Raw genomic sequence first — 17,803 nt, forward strand, 5'->3', positions numbered from 1 at the left:
GCCCCTCACCCATGGTTCACAGATACCGCTTCAGCTCCCGGCGCGCCAGCGACCGCTGGTGCACCTCGTCCGGGCCGTCGGCGATCATCAGCGTGCGGGCCGCCGCGTACAGCTCGGCCAGCGGGAAGTCCTGGCTGACGCCGCCCGCTCCGTGCAACTGGATCGCCCGGTCGATGATCTCGACGACCGCGCGCGGTGTGGCGATCTTGATGGCCTGGATCTCCGTGTGCGCGCCCCGGTTGCCGGCCGTGTCCATCAGCCAGGCGGTCTTCAGGACGAGGAGCCGCAGCTGTTCGACCTGCACCCGCGCGTCCGCGATCCAGTTGTGGACCACGCCCTGCTGGGCCAGCGCCTTGCCGAAGGCGGTACGGGACACCGCCCGCCTGCACATCAGCTCGATCGCCCGCTCGGCCATGCCGATCAGTCGCATGCAGTGGTGGATGCGGCCCGGACCGAGGCGGGCCTGGGCGATGGCGAAGCCGCCGCCCTCCTCGCCGATCAGGTTCGACACCGGCACACGCGCCTGGTCGAAGATCACTTCGGCGTGACCGCCGTGGTAGTGGTCCTCGTAGCCGAAGACCTGCATGGCGCGCTTGACGGTGACCCCCGGGGTGTCCCGGGGGACCAGGATCATCGACTGCTGGCGGCGGATGTCCGCCCCGTCCGGGTCCGTCTTGCCCATCACGATGAAGATCTTGCAGTTCGGGTCCATCGCCCCGGAGATGTACCACTTGCGGCCGGTGATGACGTACTCGTCGCCGTCCCGCCTGATGTACGTCGTGATGTTCGTGGCGTCCGAGGAGGCCACCTCCGGCTCGGTCATCGCGAACGCCGAGCGGATCTCTCCCGCCAGCAGCGGCTCCAGCCACTGCTTCTTCTGCTGCTCGTCGCCGAACTGCGCCAGCACCTCCATGTTGCCGGTGTCGGGTGCCGCGCAGTTCGTCGCCGTGGGCGCGAGCTGCGGGGAACGGCCGGTGATCTCGGCGAGGGGCGCGTACTGGAGGTTGGTCAGCCCGGCGCCGTACTCGGCGTCGGGCAGGAAGAGGTTCCACAGGCCCTGCCGGCGGGCCTCGGCCTTCAGCTCCTCGACCACGGCCGGGGTGTCCCAGGGGGACGCCAGCGCGGCCCGCTGCTCCTCCGCCACCGCCTCGGCCGGGTAGACGTATGCGTCCATGAAGGCGCGGAGCTTGGCACGCAGCTCTTCCGTACGTGCGTCGAACGCGAAGTCCATGACGGATCAGCCCTCCTGGAGGCCGTCGTGAAGAGTGGTCAGGCCGTGCTCGATGAAGACCGGGACCAGGTCGCCGATGCGGTCGAAGCCGCGCCCGACCGTCTGGCCCAGCGTGTAGCGGTAGTGGATGCCCTCCAGGATCACGGCGAGTTTGAACCAGGCGAACGCCGTGTACCAGGAGACCGCGGAGACATCGCGCCCCGAGCGTGCGGCGTACCGCTCGATCAGCTCGGCGGGACTCGGGTGCCCGGCCGCCTCGGCGGTGGTGGAGACGGGGGAGTGGGGCATCCCCAGCGGCATGCTGTACATCACCAGCAGGCCCAGGTCGGTGAGCGGATCGCCGAGCGTGGACATCTCCCAGTCGAGGATCGCCTTGATCGTGTCGTCGTCACCGATCAGGACGTTGTCGAGCCGGTAGTCGCCGTGCACGACGGCCGGCGCCGGGGAGCCGGGCAGCTGACGGCCGAGTGCCGCGTGCAGCTCGTCGATGCCGCCGAGTTCGCGGTTGCGGGAGGCGTCGAGCTGCTTGCCCCAGCGCCGCAACTGGCGGTCCAGGAAGCCCTCGGGGCGGCCGAAGCCGGCGAGTCCGACCTCGGCGGGGTCGACCGCGTGCAGCTCGACGAGGGTGTCGACGAGCGACAGCACCGCGTCGCGGGTGCGCTGCTCGCCGAGCGGGGCGAGCTGGTCCGCGGTGCGGTACGGGGTGCCCTCGACGAACTCCATGACGTAGAAGGGCGCTCCCAGCACCTCCTCGTCCTCGCACAGCAGCACCGGGCGCGGCACGGGCACGTTCGTCGGGTGCAGTGCGCTGATCACCCGGTGCTCGCGCTTCATGTCGTGCGCGGTGGCCAGGACATGGCCGAGCGGGGGCCGCCGTACGACCCACTTCGACGTGCCGTCGGAGACGCTGTAGGTGAGGTTCGACCGTCCGCCCTCGATCAGCCGGCCGGTCAGGGGCCCGTGCACCAGGCCGGGCCGCTCGGTGTCGAGCAGGCCGCGCAGCCGGTCGAGATCGAGTCCGGGCGGATGGTCGGGGCTCATGGTTCTCCCTGCGTGTCTGCATACGAGTGAACGGGACTCGCCTAATGATGCCGACCGGTCGGTATGTAGTCCAGAGGAGGGACTGAACGTGATCGGAGCCACGATAGGCGTGGGACGGACCCGCCGGTGGCCGCCAGGGGTCAGTGATCGTCCCAGTGGCCGTCGTGGGCGGCGTGCCGGTGGCCGTCGTGGAGGTAGTCGACATGGTCGCCGTGCAGAACGCTCTCGTGCCCGCAGCCCTCGCCGTGCCGGTGGTCGTGGCCCTCGTGCGGGACGTGCCCGCCGGGCTCGCACTCGTCCCAGTGGCCGCCGTGCTCGCGGTGCAGATGCCCGCCGTGCGCGTACTCGACGTGGTCGCCGTGCCGCACCTGGGTGTGGCCGCAGTCCGGGCCGTGGACGTGGGGGTGGGAGACGTGCTCCAGGTGGCTGGTCATGGTGCTCTCACCTTCGGGGTACGGGTCGACGTCCGACAGGCTGCCACGCGAACGGCCCCCATCGGGGCATCCGGCTTGCGTGGCGTCCGTGTACCCCGGAGGGTCGGTGACATGAAGGGCATCAGCTACAGCCGGTACGGCGGACCCGAGGTGCTGGAGTACGGGGAGCTGCGCCTGCCGAAGGTCGGACCCGACTCGGTGCTGGTGAAGGTGCGGGCGGCGGCCGTCAACCCCGTCGACTGGAAGTGCCGCGAGGGGTATCTCGACGGAGCCCTCGAAGCCGTCTTCCCGGTCGTCCCCGGCTGGGACGTCTCGGGGGTCGTGGTGCGGCCCGGCCCGGCCGTCGCGGAGTTCGCCGTCGGGGACGAGGTCATCGGCTACATCCGCGAGGACTTCCTCTCCCGCGGCAGCTTCGCCGAGTACGTCGCCGCACCCGTGCGCACCCTTGCCCGCAAGCCGCGCAATCTGTCCTTCGAGGAGGCGGCCGGTCTGCCGCTCGTGGGGCTCACCGCCTACCAGGTGCTCGTCAAGGTGCTCCAGGTCAGGCGCGGCGAGACCGTCCTCGTGCACGCGGCGGCCGGAGGGGTCGGCTCGATCGCCGTCCAGCTCGCCCATCATCTGGGCGCCCGGGTGATCGGTACGGCGAGCGAGACCAACCATGACTTCGTGCGGGGGCTGGGCGGTGAGCCGGTGACGTACGGCGCGGGGCTCGCCGAGCGGGTGCGCGGGCTGGCGCCCGAGGGCGTGGACGCGGCCTTCGACACGATCGGCGGGGAGACGCTGAGGATCTCGGCGAACCTGCTGGCCCCGGAGGGCCGCCTCGCGTCGATCGCCGACGGGGACGTCGTGGAATACGGGGGCCGCTACTACTTCGTACGCCCCGACCCCGTGGACCTGCTGCGGCTGACCGAACTCGCGGAGGCGGGTGCGGTGTCGGTGCATGTGTCGGAGACGTTCCCGCTGGAACGGGCCGCCGAGGCCCACCGGCTGAACCAGGAGGGCCGGACCCGGGGAAAGATCGTGGTGACGGTGGAATGGGAGGAGGAGCCGGAGGAGGGCCGGGGAGCCACCGGGTATTAGGTGTATTGAGCCGCAGCGTTACTTAGACAGCAGGTCGGGCTGAGTCCGCTACGGTTCGGCAGCGCCCTGAAGGGGCGCGGGGAACCGCGCGACCCGCGCGATGGCGCCGCAGACGGCCGACGACGTATCGCGGCACTTCCAGCGGAGTGCTCAGAGCACCAGAGCCACCCCGCACACCGCCAGGGCCACGGTGAGCAGGGCCGCCGCCGCGGCGTGCCGGGGGGTGAGCACCGGGGCCGGGGGGCCGGCCGCGGTGCCCAGGGTCCTGATCCGGCGGTGGGCGACCGCCAGGAACCCCAGCCACAGGAAGAAGCTGAGGGCGCAGACGGCGATCCCGGTCGCCGAGGCCCCGCCGCGCAGCGTCGCCCGCATGGCGAGCACCGCGGCGACGGTGCTGGCCAGCGTCGTACGCCGCCACGCCAGCAGGGTGCGCTCCGGCTGGAGCCCCGGATCGCGGACCGGGACGGGCCCGCCGCTCATCCCTCCCACCCGACGAGCACGACCACGACCATCACCACGGCCACCACCGCGACCACCAGGCTCAGCATGGCCGGGAACCTCGACACCGGCAGGTCCTCGCCCCGGCGCATGGCCCGCTCGCAGCGCATCCAGTGGTTGACCGCGCGCAGGGAGCACAGCACACCCGCGCCGAGCAGCCCGAGCGCGAGTCCCACGCGCCAGCCCCAGCGCAGGTCCGGCAGGAACTGGTCCACGGCGAAGCCGCCGCCGATCAGTGCGAGTGCGGTGCGCAGCCAGGCCAGGAAGGTGCGTTCGTTCGCCAGCGAGAACCGGTAGTCGGGTGTGCTGCCCTCCTGCCGGACCTCCTGGGGGGCGAACCACAGCCGGATGTTCTGCGCGAAATCGATCACTTGGCGACCTTATCCGGCCGGGGGCCGCTGCTCGGATCGGTACGCCCCCAGCCGCTCGTACGCCGCCAGCCCGTCCGGTACCCACTCCCACTCCGTGAGGCGGCGCCGCAGCTCTTCCTCGGGGAGGAAGCCGTGCCAGGCCACTTCCTCCGGCTGTGGGCTGACGGGCAGTTCGCAGCGGACCTCGTAGACCGCCGACCACCAGGTCCGGCCCGCGCCGTCGTCGTACAGGAACGTGAAGAGGTGCTCGGGGCGTGGAAGGCCCGTCACGCCCAGCTCCTCCTCGGCCTCGCGCAGGGCCGCCGTGTCGTACGACTCGCCCGCGCCGACCACTCCGCCGACGAACATGTCGTAGAGGGAGGGGAAGACCAGCTTGGTCGCGGTGCGGCGGTGGACGAAGAGGCGGTCCTCGGCGTCCCGGGCCTGGATGAAGACGCAGCGGTGGCGCAGGCCCTTGGCGTATGCCTCCCCGCGCGGGGACTGCCCGATGACGCGGTCGTTCTCGTCGACGATGTCGAGGATCTCGTCAGCAGCGCTCATGGCCCCATCCAAGCAGGGGGCGCGGGACCCGGGGTCAGTTCGACTGGAGTGCCGGCTGCCGGGCGGGTACCGCGGCGCCGCTGGGCATCGCCGGGTGCAGTCCGAGGAGCACGATGCCGGTCACGACCGCCGCGAGTCCGGCGGCCTCCCAGGCCAGCGCTCCGGTGTCGGCGCGCAGCCGGTCCCCGAGGAAGCCCACGCCGCAGAGGATCCCGGCCAGCGGCTGGGCCGCGGTCAGCGCGGGCAGCGACATGCGCAGGGACGCGGTCTCGAAGGCGCTCTGGACCAGGACCAGCCCGGTGACCCCGAGGGCGAGCACGGCGTACGGCTGCCAGCCCGTGAGTAGTTCGAGCCAGCCGCCCTCGGAGAACCGCTGCCCGCTCACCCGGGTCAGTCCGTCCTGGAGGCCGTAGAGCACGCCGGCGGCCAGGGCCAGCAGGACCGGGCCGGAACTCAGCCGGGAGCGTTTGGCGCAGGTCGTCAGCAGCAGGGCGGCGCCCAGCATGGCGCCGATGATCAGCCAGTGGCGCTGCGGGTCCGTGACGGCGTCGCCGCCGCGCGGTTGGCCCGCCACGATGAACACGGTGACGCCGCCCGCGAGCAGCGCGAGTCCCGACCATCCCTGGCGGCCCAGCGGCTGCTTGGTCTGTCTGCGGGAGAGGGCGAGCGCGAAGAGGAGGTTCGTGGCGAGCAGCGGCTCGACGAGGGACAGCTCGCCCTGGCCGAGCGCGATTGCGCCGAGGACCATGCCGGCCACCATCAGCCCGATACCGCCGAGCCAGCGCGGCACCTTCACCAGGTCCAGGAGCAGCCGGGGCGAGAGGAAGTCGCTGAGCGGCGCATGCTGGGCGGCATTCTGCTGAAGTACGTATCCGAAGCCCAGACAGCAAGCCGCGCTCACGGCGAGAATCAGAACCAGAAGGGACACGCGGCGTACCTCGATCTTCCGGCCGGGCATCGGGTGCGTAGTGGCCGACTGTAGCGTCCCGGAGCGTGCTGTGCTCCTTCGAGTTCCCGGAATTCGGGCAGTCGACCCGGTCACGGTGCCCGGCCGAGCGGGGGTGGCGGCGTGACCTTCCCAGCCATGGTGGGGGGCCGGGGCGCCTTCGGCTATGACGCAGGTCACATTCGTGACCAGATGGATATATCGGGCCTATCGGCCCCTGTCGTATCGGGCCCATGGGTCCCTGCCGTATGGGTCTCTCGGGCCCCGGCCCAACCCGGCTCAACTTCCTCATGCGCACCAATAGTTGATGCATGTAACACCAGCCTCGCGCTTGACGTGAACCATTGGCGGGCGGTTTTCTGTGCGTGATCAGTTGATGGCAAGCCGACAACCGACGACTCGTTGCGTCGCGTGAGGAAGTCTCCGCGGTGTCCCCACCCCCACCATCCCTGGGCCGTAGCCGCAGACGCGCCGCTCAGGCCCCCGACACCGCGCTCGACGACACAGAACTCGTCGCCGCGCGCGCCGCGTTGGCACAGGGCCGCTGGCAGGCCGCGCGCACCCTGCTCACCCGCACCGGTGACGACTGGGACAGCCGGGGCCATCGGGTGGCCGTCCTCGCCGCGGAGCCCTACAGCGACGCCTGGGCCCGCGACTGGCTGCTCGCCGAACCGGAGTCCGCCGACGCACGCGTCCTGCTCGCCCTCGCCCAGGTCCAGCGCGCCCTGCGAGGCAAGGAGAAGCCGGTCCGCGCCCGCGAGGCCTGCTTAGCGGCGGCAGCGCCCGCACCGGCCGACCCCACCCCCTGGCTCGGCCTGCTCATGCTGGAGCGCACCCTCGGGACCGAGGCGGAGGCGGCCCGGCTCTTCGAGGAGGTCCGGGCACGGTACGCCGACCACCATCACGCCCACCATCTGATGATCGCCCGGATCGCCGAGCGCCGGGCCTGCTCCGGCCCGGACCCGCTGCACGAGGTCTACGACTTCGCCAACGAGTGGGCCGAACGGGCGCCCGCCGACTCCCCGCTCGCGATCCTGCCGGTCGTCGCGCACGCCGAGCGCTACCGCGTACTGGCCGCCGCCGGGCACGAGCCCGCCGACCCGGCCGGTTCCGGCCACTGGTCCGGCCGCCGGGCCCGCCAGGTCATGAAGGCCGCCTTCGACTGGTGGCTGGAGTGGGAGCACGAAGGCCACCCCCGCCGCCTGGTCGACCTCAACTTCCTCGCCCACGCCAAGGTCTGCGAGGGCCGGGGTGCCGAGGCCGCCGCCCTGTTCCACCGCATCGGCGAGCACCTCACGGCTGCCCCCTGGTCGTACCCCGACCGTGATCCGTACACCGCCTTCCGCGCCGCACGCGACAACGCGCTCGGCACGGCTTGACACCCCCGAATCCGAGACGAAGGACGGTCCCCCATGACGACGGGCAGTTCGAGTACGAGCAGATCCACCGGCATCAGCACGTTCAAGGGGCAGACGCGGGCCCTGAGCGCCGACCGGCTCGGCACGGGGGGCCTGCTGCTCTCCGTCCTCGCCGCGACCGCCCCGCTCATGGTCGTCGCCGGTGTCATGCCCACCACCTTCGCGGTCATGGGCATCGTCGGACAGCCGCTCCTCTTCGTCGTCCTCGGCGTCGTCCTCGTCCTCTTCAGCGTCGGCTACGCAGAGATGAGCCGCCACGTCCACAACGCGGGCGCCTTCTACGCCTACATCGCCCGTGGCCTCGGCGGCACCGCCGGCGCGGGCGCCGCCCTGGTCGCCCTCGTCGCCTACAGCGCCCTCCAGGTCGGCATCTACGGCATCTTCGGCTTCGAGGTCTCCGGGCTCTTCGCCACCTACGCCGACACCCAGGTCGCCTGGTGGATACCGGCTTTGGCGGCCGCGCTCGTCGTCGGCGCGCTGGGCTGGCTGAAGGTCGACGTCAACGCGCGCGTGCTCGGCGTGCTGCTGGTCGTCGAGGTGGCCCTCGTCGTCATCTTCGACGTGGCGGTGGTCGCCGACCCGGCCGCCGAGGGACTGTCGCTGCACGCCTTCAACCCGGACACCCTGAGCGGCGCCGGGGTCGGCACCGCACTGTGCTTCTGCATCGCCGCGTTCACCGGCTTCGAACAGGCACCCGTGTACGCCGAGGAGACCAGCCGTCCGCATGTCCTCGTCCCGCGCGTGATGTTCCTCGCCGTGAGCTTCGTCGCCGTCTTCTTCGCGATCAGCTCCTGGGCGTACACCGTCGCCACCGGCCCGTCCGCGATCGTCGGCACCGCGCAGGCGGAGAGCGCCGGGCTGCTGTTCGGCCTCACCGAGTCCCGGCTCGGCGGCACTTTCACGGACGTCCTGCACATCCTGTTCGTGACCGGCATGTTCGCGGCCCTGCTCAGCTTCCACAACGTCGTCGCCCGGTACGCCTTCGCCATGGGCCGCGAGGGCCTGCTGCCCGGCGCCTTCGGCCGGACGGCCGGCGCGAGCGGCGCCCCCGGCACCGGTTCGCTGCTGCAGACCGTGGTGTCCGTGGTCGTCGTGATCGCCTTCGCCCTCGCCGACGACAAGCCCACCGGCGACCCGACCGGACCCGTCATGCACCTGTTCACCTGGATGGGCAATGTCGGTGCCCTCGGCGTGATCCTGCTGATGGCCGCGGCCTCCTTCTCGGTCGTCGTCTTCTTCGTCCGGCGCGGTGCCGTGGGTGCCCAGGCCGGGCGGCTGGCCGCGTCGTCGCTCGCCGGCATCGCCCTGCTCGTGATCGCCGGCTACACGGTCAAGGACTTCGACGTCCTGGTCGGTGCCGGCGCCGGTTCGTCACTGAGCTGGGTGCTGCCCGGGATCATCGCGCTCGCCCTCGTCTGCGGTCTGGTGCAGGGTCTGGCCCTGCGCGCAGGCAAGCCGGAGGCGCACGCCCGCATCGGGCTCGGCAACGAGGCGTTCCAGCTGGAGAAGGCAGCGGAGGACACGCCGTAGGCCCCGTCCGGAAACAAGGCTCGATGAGATTCGCGTAAGAACTGCTTACGGAAGCCTGACGAGCACCCGCGATCCCTGGCCCCGCCCGGGTCGCGGGTGTTCGAATGAGAAGGTGAAGTCAGAACAGCCCGAGGAACCGGGCAGGCCGGCTCCCTCGGAGGGCAGGGGCACGCCCGTCGGCCGCCGCGTCGTCCTCGGCACCCTCGGCCTGGGCGCCCTCGGCGTGGTCGCCGCACCCACCCTCCAGCGCAACCTGGAAGCCTTCCTCGGCAGCGCCGCCGACAAGGACCCCACCGGTCTGACGGGCCTGCTGCCGAACGGCGGCGGCTTCCGCTACTACTCCGTCACCTCCTCGGTGCCCCACAAGAACGCCGAGAACTACGCCCTCACCGTCGACGGCCTCGTCGACCACCCGAGGACCTACACCCTGGCCGACCTCCGGGCCCTGCCGCAGACCCGGATCGTCAAGGACGTCCAGTGCGTCACCGGCTGGCGGGTGCCCGACACCCCCTTCGAGGGAGTGCGCCTGTCCCGGCTGCTGGACGCCGCCGGAGTGCGCCCCTCGGCCGGAGCGGTCCGCTTCACCTGCTTCGACGGTGCGTACAGCGAGAGCCTCACCCTGGACCAGGCCCGCCGCTCCGACGTCCTGGTCGCCCTGCGGATGCAGGACAAGGACCTCGGCCACGCGCACGGCGGCCCGGTCCGCCTCTACGTGGCACCCATGTACTTCTACAAGTCCGCCAAGTGGCTCTCCGGCATCACCGTCACCGAGGACGTGAAGCCGGGCTACTGGGAGAAGCGCGGCTACGACGTCGACGCCTGGGTCGGCCGGTCCAACGGGCGGGACGATGAGCCTACGAGCTGAGGCCTCGACGCCGCGGGTCGCCACGGTCCGCCGCTTCGGTCCGGCCCAGCGGTGGGTGCACCGCACGACGGCCGCGCTGATGGGCGTGTGCGTGGTGACGGCCGCCTGCCTGTACGTCCCCCAGCTCGCCGAACTCGTCGGCCGCCGCGAGCTGGTCGTCCGCGTCCACGAGTGCGCCGGGCTCGCCCTGCCGGTGCCGGTGCTGGTCGGCCTCGCCTCCCGTGCCTTCCGCGCCGATCTCGGCTTCCTGAACCGCTTCGGTCCGCACGACCGCGTCTGGCTGCATGCCGCCCTGGTCCGCGACAAGCGGCGCTCGTCCCGGCCCGCCGGGAAGTTCAACGCCGGGCAGAAGATCTACGCGGCCTGGATCACCGGGGCGACGCTGGTGATGCTGGGCACCGGGCTGCTGATGTGGTTCACCCACCTCACCCCGCTGGTGTGGCGCACCAGCGCGACCTTCGTCCACGACTGGCTCGCCCTGACCATCGGGATCGTGCTGGCCGGCCACATCGGCATGGCGATCGGCGATCCGGAGGCCCGGCGGGGCCTGCGCACGGGAAGGGTGAGCCGGGAGTGGGCACAGCACGAGCATCCGCTGTGGCGTCCCTGACAGGGGCTGGCCGGCTAGGGAAGTTCGTCCAGCGCCTTCGCGGCCCGTTCGGTGATCTCCTCCGGGCTGCCGGAGACGACCACGGCGACCCCGGGCTCGTCCGCGCCGAGCGGCTGGAGCGTGGCGAACTGCGAGTCCAGCAGTGACCTCGGCATGAAGTGACCCCGGCGGTGCGCCATCCGGTCCTCGATGAGGCTCCGTTCGCCCGTGAGGTGCAGGAACGTGATCCCGGGAGCCGTGGCCGCGAGCCGGTCCCGGTAGGACCGCTTCAGCGCCGAGCAGCTGACCACCCCGCCGAGCCCGGTCCGCTTGCGTGCCCAGGCGCCGATGGCGTCGAGCCAGGGCCATCTGTCCGCGTCGTCGAGCGGCGTCCCGGCCGACATCTTGGCGATGTTGGCCCGCGGGTGGAAGTCGTCGCCCTCGGCGTACGGGACGCCGAGCCGGGCCGCGAGCAGGGGACCGATCGTGCTCTTGCCCGTGCCGGTGACGCCCATCACCACGACGACGTGCGGGGTACGCATCACTGCCTCGCTGCCTTCCTCGACCACCGACGCCGGCCTCTGACGTCGGCCATACTGAAGCCTATTAGGTACGACTAATTCAAGTCCGTGCGATCAATAAATCCGACTTTTTGCCCCGTCCGATGGCCCGTACTCTGCTTTCATGAGCACAGCGGGCCGGGGGCTGCACGGCCATGTACTGGACACCCTCGGCCCCGCGATCACCGCGGGCGAGTACCCGCCGGGCAGTGTCCTGCGGACGGACGAACTGGCCCAGCGTTTCGACGTGTCACGTTCCGTGATGCGCGAGGCGGTGCGCGTGCTCGAATCCATGCATCTGGTCGAGTCCCGCCGCCGGGTGGGCGTCACGGTGCGCCCCAAGGCCGAGTGGAACGTCTACGACCCTCAGGTCATCCGCTGGCGGCTGGCCGGCGCCGACCGGCCGCGGCAACTGCGCTCGCTCACCGTGCTGCGCTCCGCCATCGAACCGGTCGCCGCGGGGCTCGCCGCCCGGCATGCCACGGCCGAGCAGTGCGCCGAACTCACCGAGTGCGCCCTCGGTATGGTGGCCCATTCACGCGGCCACCAGCTGCACGGGTACCTCGTCCACGACATGGCCTTCCACCGGGTGATCCTCAGCGCCTCGGGCAACGAGATGTTCGCCCGCCTCGGCGATCTCGTCGCCGAGGTCCTGGCGGGCCGCACCCATCACGACGTCATGTTCGAGGACCCCGACCCGGCCGCCGTCACCCTGCACGTCCAGGTCGCGGAGGCGGTGCGGGAGGGTGACGCCGAGCGGGCCGAACAGCTCACCCGGGAGATCACCGTGGGGGCGCTGCACGAGCTGGACATCCTCGCCCCGTAACCCCCTCGTCACTCGTCCTCGTCGGGGAACTCCCCGACGACGTACACCCACGCCCCGTCGACCCGTTCGAAGCCGCTCCGCTCGTGCAGGGAACCGCCCCGGAACGAGGCCCGGAAGGTCACCGTGCCGGTGGAGTGGAACGCCGATCCGTCCTCCGTCGCGAGGATCTCGAGACCGGTCCACCGCATCCCCGGATCGAACTCGACCCGCGCCGGCCGGGTACGCGGATGCCAGGTCCGCAGCAGATACCCCTCGTCCCGTTTCACGAAGGCGCTGTAACGCGAGCGCATCAGCGCTTCCGCCGTCGGTGCCGGGGCCTCACCCCGGTGGAATCGGCCACAGCACTTTTCGTACGTCTCCCCAAGGCCGCACGGGCAGAAGGGCTGGTGAGCAGGGGCGGAGCCGTGCTTCCGCCCAAGATGCGAGGTACGTCGGGACATGCCCTCCATTCTGCTGCACCATCGCCCGTGTGAGATCTGTGAAGGACCTGTCCCGACGCGCGCACATCCTGTGCGGGTCATGAAAGGCACCCTTCATCGAACCTTCCTCATGGCTGGCGTGAACCCCTCTTGCTCGTCCAACTCCTCACCCCCAAAGGTGGATTGAGCACTTGAGCATCAGGAGTCACAAGCGTGCTTGCTTGACCCGGGCGGCCGTCCGTCCGGGGCACTGACGGGGGAAAGCTGATGCGGTGCCCGCGGGCCGGCGCGAACGCGCGTACCGGCCGACCCGCGCGCACCGTGAACGAGGAACCTCCTTCTGCCGTCTCTTGGTGCCTGTCAACCGGTGCCCGAAAAGGGATTGGAGGGGGAATGCCGACGAATGCAGTGAGCGCCGCCAGGCCGACGTATCCCGGCGTCTACGTCGAAGAGCTTCCCAGCAGCACCCGGACCATCTCCGCCGTGACCACCTCGGTGACCGCCTTCGTGGGGCACACCCGGCGCGGTCCGCTCAACGAGCCGGTGCGCGTCACCGGATTCGCCGAGTTCGAGCGGCGCTTCGGCGGGCTGAGCTCGCAGAGCGCCCTCGCCTACGCGGTCCACCAGTTCTTCGGCAACGGCGGCACCGTCGCCGTGATCGTCCGGGTCGCCAAGGCCGGCAGCGGCAAGGCCGCCTGCGTCGTCCTGGAGTCCACCGAGGGCCACAGCGAGAGCCGCGTCCTCGAAGTCCACGCCAAGGAACCCGGCGTGTGGGGCAACGGCCTGCGCGTCGCCGTCGACTACGACACCCCCTGTCCCGACGAGACCTTCAACCTGCGGGTGTACGACGCCAAGGGCGACGCCCGGGAGAGCTTCACCGGGCTGTCCATGGACGCCGGGCACGGCCGCTACGCGCCGACCGTGATCAACGCGGGGTCGCGGCTCATCCGCGTCGAGGCCGTCGGCGAGGGCCGCCCCGACCCGTCCGGCACCGTCTCCAAGCCGTTCGGGCACGAACTGCCCGACCTGGCCGTCGACCTGACGGTCAAGATCGGCGATGTGGAGCGCGAGTTCACGCTCTACGACCCCGACTGCGACGGCGAAGCCCCGTGCACCGTCGCCGAGCTGGCGCTGCTGCTCGAACGCAAGCTGCGGGCACTGCCCGACGCCCCCGGCAAGCACGCCTTCGCCGGTGTCGAGGTGACGGCCTTCGGCCGGCGTATCCAGGTCGTCGCGGGCTCCACCGACCCCGAGGACGTCGTCCGCTTCCTCGGCGAGTGCGCCAACAACCTGGGCCTGGAAGCCTCCGTCAACCCGCCGGTGTTCCCGCTGGAGGGCGGCGAGGACGGCGAGGCCCCGGGCCCCGGCGACCTCATCGGCTCCGAGGCCGGCAAGACCGGCATCCAGGCGCTGCGCTCGGTCGCCGACGTCAACCTGCTGGCCCTGCCGGAGGTCGCGTCGTACGAGAAGACCGAGGACCAGCTCACCGTCGTCTCGGCCGCGCAGCGGCTGTGCGAGGAGCGGCGGATCTTCCTGCTCGTGGACGCGCCGAGCACCTGGGTGAGCGTGGACACGGCACGGGCCGGGCTCTCGGCCTTCGATTCCGTACGCGGCAACCATGCCGGCCTGTACTTCCCGCACATCCAGCTCACCGACCCGCTCACCGGGCGGCTGCGCGCCTTCCCGCCCTCCGGCGCGGTCGCCGGCGTCGTCGCGCGCACCGACTCCGAGCGCGGTGTGTGGAAGGCACCGGCGGGCACCGAGGCACGCCTCGCGGGCGTCCACTCGCTCACCGTCGACCTCACCGACCGCGAGACCGGGCTGCTCAACCCCCTGGGCGTCAACTGCCTGCGGACCTTCCCGCTGACGGGCCCGCTGGTGTGGGGTGCGCGCACCCTGGAGGGCTCCGACGCGCTGGACAGCGCCTGGAAGTACGTGCCCGTCCGGCGGCTCGCCCTGCATGTGGAGGAGAGCCTCCAGCGCGGCCTGCAGTGGGTCGTGTTCGAGCCCAATGACGAGAGCCTGTGGCAGCAGATCCGGCTCAGCGCCTCCTCGTATCTGCACACGCTCTTCCGCCAGGGCGCCTTCAAGGGCAGCACCCCGCGCGAGGCGTACTTCGTCAAGTGCGACCACGAGACCACCACCGACGAGGACGTCGCCAACGGTGTCGTCAACGTCCTGGTGGGCATCGCGCCGGTCCGTCCGGCCGAGTTCGTGATCGTCAGAATCCAGCAGACGTCGGGGCAGTTCGCGCTCTGAGCAGGTCGAGCGAAGTCCACTGCGGTTCGGCAGCGCCCTGAAGGGGCGCGGGGAACTGCGCGACCAGCCACGACGGTGCCTCAGACGATCAACGGCACATCGCGGCATTCCCAGCGGAGCGCTCAGCGCCCGCAGAACCTTGGAGAGCTGAAGAATCCGATGGCTGAGTTCACGGTCAACGCCCATCGTTTCGACCCGTACAAGAACTTCAAGTTCCTGGTTCTGTGGGACGGTCGTACGGTCGCCGGCATCAGCAAGATCAGTCCGCTGAAGCGGACCACCGAGGTCGTCAAGCACCGTCACGGCGGCGACCCCTCCTCCCCGCGCAAGTCGCCCGGCCGCTCCGAGTTCGAGGGCATCACCCTGGAGCGCGGAGTCACCCACGACCCCGAGTTCGATCGCTGGGCCAACAAGGTCTGGCAGGTCGGCGCCGGCCTCGGCGCCGAGGTGTCCCTGGCCGACTTCCGCAAGGACATCGTCATCCAGGTCCTCAACGAGGCCGGCCAGGTCGCCGTCTCGCACAAGCTCTACCGGACCTGGCCCAGCGAGTACCAGGTCCTCGGCGAGCTGGACGCCAACGCCAACGCGGTGGCCATCCAGTCGCTGAAGCTCGAGTGCGAGGGCTGGGAGCGGGACTACGAGGTGCCCGAGCCGGAGGAGCCGTCGTTCCTCAACCCGGCCTGAACAGCGGCTAGTTGAGCGAAACGGGGGAGGAGATGGCGATCACCGGGGCGGCCGGCCTGCTGGCCGCTTGGGAGGCGGGCCTCGCCGAGGCGCCGGCCGGACGCGCGCTGCTGCTGCACCGCACCGCGCGTCCGGACGCCGACGCGGGGTCCCTGCCGGTGCTGCCCGTCGGAGAGCGGGAGGCGGACCTGTTCGCGCTGCGCCGGGCCCTGTTCGGGGAACGGATGCAGGTGCGGCTGGAGTGCCGGGCGTGCGGCGCGGACATGGAGTTCGAGCTGGACGCCGGGGAGCTCGCCCAGTCGCTCACCGGGCGCGACGAGGCCGTGGTGCGGGTCGCGGAGGGCGGCTGGGACGTCGAGTTCCGGCTGCCCTCCGCCGCCGACCTGACGGCGGCGGCCCGCTCCGCCGACCCGCGCGGGGCGCTCCTTGCGCGGTGCCTCGTCTCGGCGGTCCACGACGGTACGGCGGTCACGGCGGGGGACCTGCCCGCGCCGGTCCAGCGCCGGATCGCCGAGGCCGTCGAGGCGGCCGACCCGGGCGCCGACCTGACGCTCAACGTGGGCTGCCCCGAGTGCGGGCGGCCCACCCGGGCCGAGCTGGACATCGCCTCCTACCTGTGGACCGAACTGGACGCCTGGGCCCGGGACGTACTGCTCGACGTCCATCTCCTCGCCACCGCCTACGGGTGGAGCGAGCCGGAGATCCTGGCGCTCAGCCCGCTGCGGCGCCGCTACTACCTGGAGCTGTGTGCGGATGTCTGACTCCTTGGCCGGGCGGTCGGACGGCTCGCCCGAACCCGACTTCCTCGACCGGCTGATCGCCCGGCACACCGCACCGGGAGCCGCTCCGCGCTCCGGAGCGGTACGGGTACGGCCCCGGCTGCCCGGGCCGTTCGAACGTGTCGAGGCGGTACGGGCCCGGACGGCCGTGCCGGACGAGGACGCGCCCCGGTGGCCCTCCTCGACGCCGTCGGTCACGGAGCCGGCCGACCCGGCGCGCTCGGCCTCCACCCTCGACGCGCGCACCCACACCGAACGCGAGCGGACCGTCGTACACACGGAGCGGGTACCCCACGAGCCCGCTGCGCGTGCCGCCGTACCGGTCCTCCCCGAGACACCGCTGCTGCGTCCCGTCGCGCCCCTGGCGCCCGGACCGCGGCCCGGGTCCGACACCGCGCGGCGCGCGACGGGACGGGGGCGCCCGGACCAGGCCGCCGACCGGATCGCGGTGTCCGCGCCCCTCCCCCCGGGCACGGACACCGCACCTGCCGCCGACGCGTCCGCGGCCCTGCGTCCCCGCTCCGCGGACACCGCGGCGGCACGGGACGCAGCACGGCAGGCCGCCGCCCGGCGGCCCGGGCGGGCGCCCGAGCAGGTGGTGCAGGTGCAGATCGGGCGGCTCGAAGTCACGGCGGCCGAGTCACCCGCCGGCGGCAGACGCCCCCGGACGCCTGCGGGGGGACGCGCGGGGGCGACGCTCAGCCTCGCCGCATACCTGGCACGGGGGCGCGAGTGAGCCGCACACAGGGACTGACCGTACGAGAGGAACTGAGGAACTGACGCCATGAGCAACGCACTTGCCCTCGCCCATGTCACCCAGGCCCTCGCCCTGCTGATCGAGTCCAATGTGGGACCGGAGTTCGGCGAAGCGGTCAAGGTGGAGCCGCGCAAGCCACATGCCGACCCGCCGGCCGAGCCCACCATCTCCGTGTTCCTCTACCAGGTCACGCCCAACACCTCGCAGCGAAACAACGACCTGCCGACGCGGGCTGCCGACGGCACGCTGGTCAAGCGGCCCGCCGCGGCACTGGACCTGCATTTCCTGATCAGCGCGTACGGCGACGAGACCGAGCTGGTCGGGCAGCGGCTGATCGGCTCCGTGGTCCGCACGCTGCACGAGATCCCCGTCCTGCCCAAGGACGTCATCGAACGGGCGGGGGAGAAGCCGTACCTCGCGGGAAGCGACCTGGCCGAGGCTGCACAGCGGGTGCGGTTCGTGCCGACCGTGATGGACATCGACGAGACCTCGAAGCTGTGGGGGATGCTCTACCAGACGCCGTACTCGCTGTCCGTGGTCTACCAGGCGGCGCTCGTCCTCATCGACGGGCAGCAGACGCCGGTGCCGGGGAAGCCGGTGGAACGGACCACGGTACGGGTGCTGCCGTTCGGGGCACCGGGTGCGCCGGTCCCTCCGGGGGCGGAGCGGGATGCTGATGTGCCGTCACATGCGGGGGCGTCCGCGGACGTGGTGAAGGCCGGCGCTGGGGAGCGTGGCCGGGCGAGTGCGAGTGCGGGGGCGGAGGGCAGCACCCCTGCCAGGGCCGGGGCGAGTACGCCCGCCAAGGCCGCTGCCAAGACACCTGGCCGCCCCCGTAAGGCGGTTCAGGCGGCCAGAACGGCGAAGTCCGCCGCGGTGAAGAAGCCCCCGAAGCGCGCCGAACCGGCCGAGCTTGAGCGCACGGACGGCGGCACCGGACCGCGTCCGGCCGGCGGCGAGGGCACGGAGAGCTGAG

20 protein-coding genes are annotated in these 17,803 nt (G+C 71.6%); 11 read left to right on the top strand and 9 right to left on the bottom strand.

Going from position 1 to position 17,803, the window contains the following annotated elements; genetic code table 11:
• Positions 1–16 precede the first annotated feature (16 nt).
• From F7R91_RS00595 to F7R91_RS00605, 3 genes are all read right to left on the bottom strand, one after another.
• The gene (locus F7R91_RS00595) at positions 17–1,231 is read right to left on the bottom strand and encodes an acyl-CoA dehydrogenase family protein (RefSeq protein WP_150943276.1); all 1,215 of its coding nucleotides are present in this window, start codon (positions 1,229–1,231) and stop codon (positions 17–19) included.
• A gap of 6 nt (positions 1,232–1,237) precedes the next feature.
• Positions 1,238–2,272 (bottom strand): phosphotransferase family protein, encoded by a 1,035-nt coding sequence (locus F7R91_RS00600; RefSeq protein WP_150943278.1) that lies wholly within the window; start codon positions 2,270–2,272, stop codon positions 1,238–1,240.
• A 140-nt stretch (positions 2,273–2,412) separates the two neighbouring features.
• Positions 2,413–2,706, bottom strand: a complete 294-nt coding sequence (locus F7R91_RS00605; protein WP_150943280.1) for a hypothetical protein — start codon at positions 2,704–2,706, stop codon at positions 2,413–2,415.
• A gap of 111 nt (positions 2,707–2,817) precedes the next feature.
• Between F7R91_RS00605 and F7R91_RS00610 the strand changes: the two genes are divergently transcribed.
• Complete coding sequence (locus tag F7R91_RS00610; RefSeq protein ID WP_150943282.1) at positions 2,818–3,786, top strand: NADP-dependent oxidoreductase; 969 nt, start codon at positions 2,818–2,820, stop codon at positions 3,784–3,786.
• A 150-nt stretch (positions 3,787–3,936) separates the two neighbouring features.
• On the opposite strand, the gene F7R91_RS00615 is transcribed toward F7R91_RS00610, so the two are convergent.
• Genes F7R91_RS00615 through F7R91_RS00630 form a run of 4 tightly spaced genes read right to left on the bottom strand, consistent with a single transcriptional unit; the run spans position 3,937 to position 6,123 of the window.
• Entirely contained in the window at positions 3,937–4,266 is a 330-nt protein-coding gene (locus F7R91_RS00615) for a DUF202 domain-containing protein (protein WP_150943284.1), read from the bottom strand.
• On the bottom strand, positions 4,263–4,655 hold the full coding sequence (locus F7R91_RS00620; protein WP_150943286.1) for a YidH family protein: 393 nt from the start codon (positions 4,653–4,655) through the stop codon (positions 4,263–4,265). Before F7R91_RS00620 ends, F7R91_RS00615 begins: the two co-directional genes overlap by 4 nt.
• A 9-nt stretch (positions 4,656–4,664) precedes the next feature.
• Entirely contained in the window at positions 4,665–5,195 is a 531-nt protein-coding gene (locus F7R91_RS00625; RefSeq protein WP_150943288.1) for an NUDIX hydrolase, read from the bottom strand.
• 34 nt (positions 5,196–5,229) lie between these two features.
• Complete coding sequence (locus tag F7R91_RS00630) at positions 5,230–6,123, bottom strand: DMT family transporter (protein ID WP_150943289.1); 894 nt, start codon at positions 6,121–6,123, stop codon at positions 5,230–5,232.
• Positions 6,124–6,569: 446 nt separating this feature from the next.
• Here F7R91_RS00630 and F7R91_RS00635 point away from each other — a divergent pair, with 446 nt between their 5' ends.
• The 4 genes from F7R91_RS00635 to F7R91_RS00650 all read left to right on the top strand — a co-directional run bounded on the left by F7R91_RS00635 (position 6,570) and on the right by F7R91_RS00650 (position 10,564).
• Positions 6,570–7,520 (top strand): hypothetical protein, encoded by a 951-nt coding sequence (locus tag F7R91_RS00635; RefSeq protein WP_150943291.1) that lies wholly within the window; start codon positions 6,570–6,572, stop codon positions 7,518–7,520.
• 33 nt (positions 7,521–7,553) lie between these two features.
• On the top strand, positions 7,554–9,089 hold the full coding sequence (locus F7R91_RS00640; RefSeq protein WP_150943293.1) for an APC family permease: 1,536 nt from the start codon (positions 7,554–7,556) through the stop codon (positions 9,087–9,089).
• Positions 9,090–9,201: 112 nt separating this feature from the next.
• Positions 9,202–9,954, top strand: a complete 753-nt coding sequence (locus F7R91_RS00645) for a molybdopterin-dependent oxidoreductase (protein ID WP_150943295.1) — start codon at positions 9,202–9,204, stop codon at positions 9,952–9,954.
• Positions 9,938–10,564: a cytochrome b/b6 domain-containing protein gene (locus tag F7R91_RS00650; protein ID WP_150943297.1), complete on the top strand. Its 627-nt coding sequence runs from the start codon at positions 9,938–9,940 to the stop codon at positions 10,562–10,564. The genes F7R91_RS00645 and F7R91_RS00650 overlap by 17 nt, the downstream gene beginning before the upstream one ends.
• A gap of 14 nt (positions 10,565–10,578) precedes the next feature.
• On the opposite strand, the gene F7R91_RS00655 is transcribed toward F7R91_RS00650, so the two are convergent.
• Positions 10,579–11,085, bottom strand: a complete 507-nt coding sequence (locus F7R91_RS00655) for a gluconokinase (RefSeq protein ID WP_150943299.1) — start codon at positions 11,083–11,085, stop codon at positions 10,579–10,581.
• 142 nt (positions 11,086–11,227) lie between these two features.
• Between F7R91_RS00655 and F7R91_RS00660 the strand changes: the two genes are divergently transcribed.
• Positions 11,228–11,929, top strand: a complete 702-nt coding sequence (locus F7R91_RS00660; RefSeq protein ID WP_150943301.1) for a FadR/GntR family transcriptional regulator — start codon at positions 11,228–11,230, stop codon at positions 11,927–11,929.
• 8 nt (positions 11,930–11,937) lie between these two features.
• Here F7R91_RS00660 and F7R91_RS00665 read toward each other — a convergent pair whose 3' ends face one another.
• Positions 11,938–12,369: a YchJ family protein gene (locus F7R91_RS00665; RefSeq protein WP_150943303.1), complete on the bottom strand. Its 432-nt coding sequence runs from the start codon at positions 12,367–12,369 to the stop codon at positions 11,938–11,940.
• Between the two features lie 372 nt (positions 12,370–12,741).
• Here F7R91_RS00665 and F7R91_RS00670 point away from each other — a divergent pair, with 372 nt between their 5' ends.
• The 5 genes from F7R91_RS00670 to F7R91_RS00690 all read left to right on the top strand — a co-directional run bounded on the left by F7R91_RS00670 (position 12,742) and on the right by F7R91_RS00690 (position 17,802).
• On the top strand, positions 12,742–14,607 hold the full coding sequence (locus tag F7R91_RS00670; protein WP_150943305.1) for a phage tail sheath subtilisin-like domain-containing protein: 1,866 nt from the start codon (positions 12,742–12,744) through the stop codon (positions 14,605–14,607).
• A gap of 159 nt (positions 14,608–14,766) precedes the next feature.
• The gene (locus tag F7R91_RS00675; protein WP_121894385.1) at positions 14,767–15,291 is read left to right on the top strand and encodes a phage tail protein; all 525 of its coding nucleotides are present in this window, start codon (positions 14,767–14,769) and stop codon (positions 15,289–15,291) included.
• A 32-nt stretch (positions 15,292–15,323) separates the two neighbouring features.
• A complete protein-coding gene (locus F7R91_RS00680; RefSeq protein ID WP_150943916.1) occupies positions 15,324–16,052 on the top strand; it encodes a T4 family baseplate hub assembly chaperone in 729 nt (242 codons plus the stop codon).
• Positions 16,045–16,806 carry a hypothetical protein gene (locus F7R91_RS00685; RefSeq protein WP_150943307.1) on the top strand — a complete coding sequence of 254 codons (762 nt, stop codon included), beginning with the start codon at positions 16,045–16,047 and terminating at the stop codon, positions 16,804–16,806. The genes F7R91_RS00680 and F7R91_RS00685 overlap by 8 nt, the downstream gene beginning before the upstream one ends.
• Before the next feature lie 48 nt (positions 16,807–16,854).
• Positions 16,855–17,802 (top strand): DUF4255 domain-containing protein, encoded by a 948-nt coding sequence (locus F7R91_RS00690; RefSeq protein ID WP_150943309.1) that lies wholly within the window; start codon positions 16,855–16,857, stop codon positions 17,800–17,802.
• Position 17,803 lies beyond the last annotated feature (1 nt).

It is taken from the genome of Streptomyces luteolifulvus (assembly GCF_008806595.1).
GTDB lineage: Bacteria > Actinomycetota > Actinomycetes > Streptomycetales > Streptomycetaceae > Streptomyces > Streptomyces luteolifulvus.